General features: G+C 49.9%; 3 rRNA genes. All 3 read left to right on the forward strand.

The features are described from left to right. A 16S ribosomal RNA gene (locus tag ACFPXP_RS01380) occupies positions 1–453 on the forward strand; the annotation flags it as partial. A gap of 7 nt (positions 454–460) precedes the next feature. Then, positions 461–577 (forward strand): 5S ribosomal RNA (gene rrf / locus ACFPXP_RS01385). A 372-nt stretch (positions 578–949) separates the two neighbouring features. Beyond that, positions 950–1,479 (forward strand): 23S ribosomal RNA (locus ACFPXP_RS01390); the annotation flags it as partial.

The following is a 1,479-nucleotide window of genomic DNA, read 5'->3' on the forward strand; positions in this document are numbered from 1 at the left end:
CGGCGCAGAGATGTGCCTTTCCTTCGGGACAGAGGAGACAGGTGGTGCATGGTTGTCGTCAGCTCGTGTCGTGAGATGTTGGGTTAAGTCCCGCAACGAGCGCAACCCTTGATCTTAGTTGCCAGCATTTCGGATGGGCACTCTAAGATGACTGCCGGTGACAAACCGGAGGAAGGTGGGGATGACGTCAAATCATCATGCCCCTTATGACCTGGGCTACACACGTGCTACAATGGCCGGTACAACGGGAAGCGAAGCCGCGAGGTGGAGCGAATCCTATCAAAGCCGGTCTCAGTTCGGATTGCAGGCTGCAACTCGCCTGCATGAAGTCGGAATTGNGGATCATCCATACCAATTAACTTATTCGCTCGCGTTCAGTTTTGAAGGGTCAAGCACCTTTCAACAAACAAACGCTGGAACGGTTTTTGGCGAAATCGTTCGAGAAGCGTTTCACATCTGGTTTGGTAACAATGGCGGAGGGGAACCACGCGTACCCATCCCGAACACGAACGTTAAGCCCTCCAGCGCCGATGGTACTTGGACCGAAGGGTCCTGGGAGAGTAGGACGTTGCCAAGCCGGGTAGGCTGATACTCCAAGTATTAGCCTTTTTTAATCCCAGTCACATCATAATGGAGATAACTTCCAGTTGTATTTTTAAAAACGATGTGGTAAGATAATTTTCGCCATCAAATCGATGGTGAAACAAAATGAATTGTTCCTTGAAAACTGGATAGCGAAAAAGTGTTAAGGCAATGCAAGTGTAGATATTGGTGATACGCAAGTATCACAACCTATACTAGATGTTTAGCGAGGATATATTTTGGATGAGCGACTTTTACGCGATAGCGTACGGAGCGAATCAACATATTATTCTTGCGCGAGCGAATGTTTTGGTGTGACCGACTTTTAAGCGAAGCTTAACGGGAGGGAACAGCAAAACAAGAGCGAGGATAAGCTAGTAAGGGCACACGGAGGATGCCTAGGCGCTAGGAGCCGAAGAAGGACGTGGCGAACGACGAAATGCCTCGGGGAGCCGTAAGCAGGCTTTGATCCGGGGATGTCCGAATGGGGAAACCCGGCTGTCGTAACGGGCAGTCACTCATTCCTGAATCCATAGGGAATGAAGAGGCAGACCAGGGGAACTGAAACATCTAAGTACCCTGAGGAAGAGAAAACAAAAGTGATTCCGTCAGTAGCGGCGAGCGAACGCGGATTAGCCTAAACTTAACGCACTTTGTGCGTTAGGGGTTGTGGGACGTCTCACATGGAGTTACAAAGGAGCATATTAGGTGAAGAGGTCTGGAAAGGCCCATCAGAGAAGGTAACAATCCTGTAGCCGAAAATGTGCTCTCTCCGAGACGGATCCCGAGTAGTGCGGGGCACGAGAAATCCCGTATGAATCTGCCAGGACCATCTGGTAAGGCTAAATACTCCCTAGCGACCGATAGTGAAACAGTACCGTGAGGGAAAGGTGAAAA

The organism is Marinicrinis lubricantis, assembly GCF_042658665.1.
Taxonomy (GTDB): domain Bacteria; phylum Bacillota; class Bacilli; order Paenibacillales; family KCTC-33676; genus Marinicrinis; species Marinicrinis lubricantis.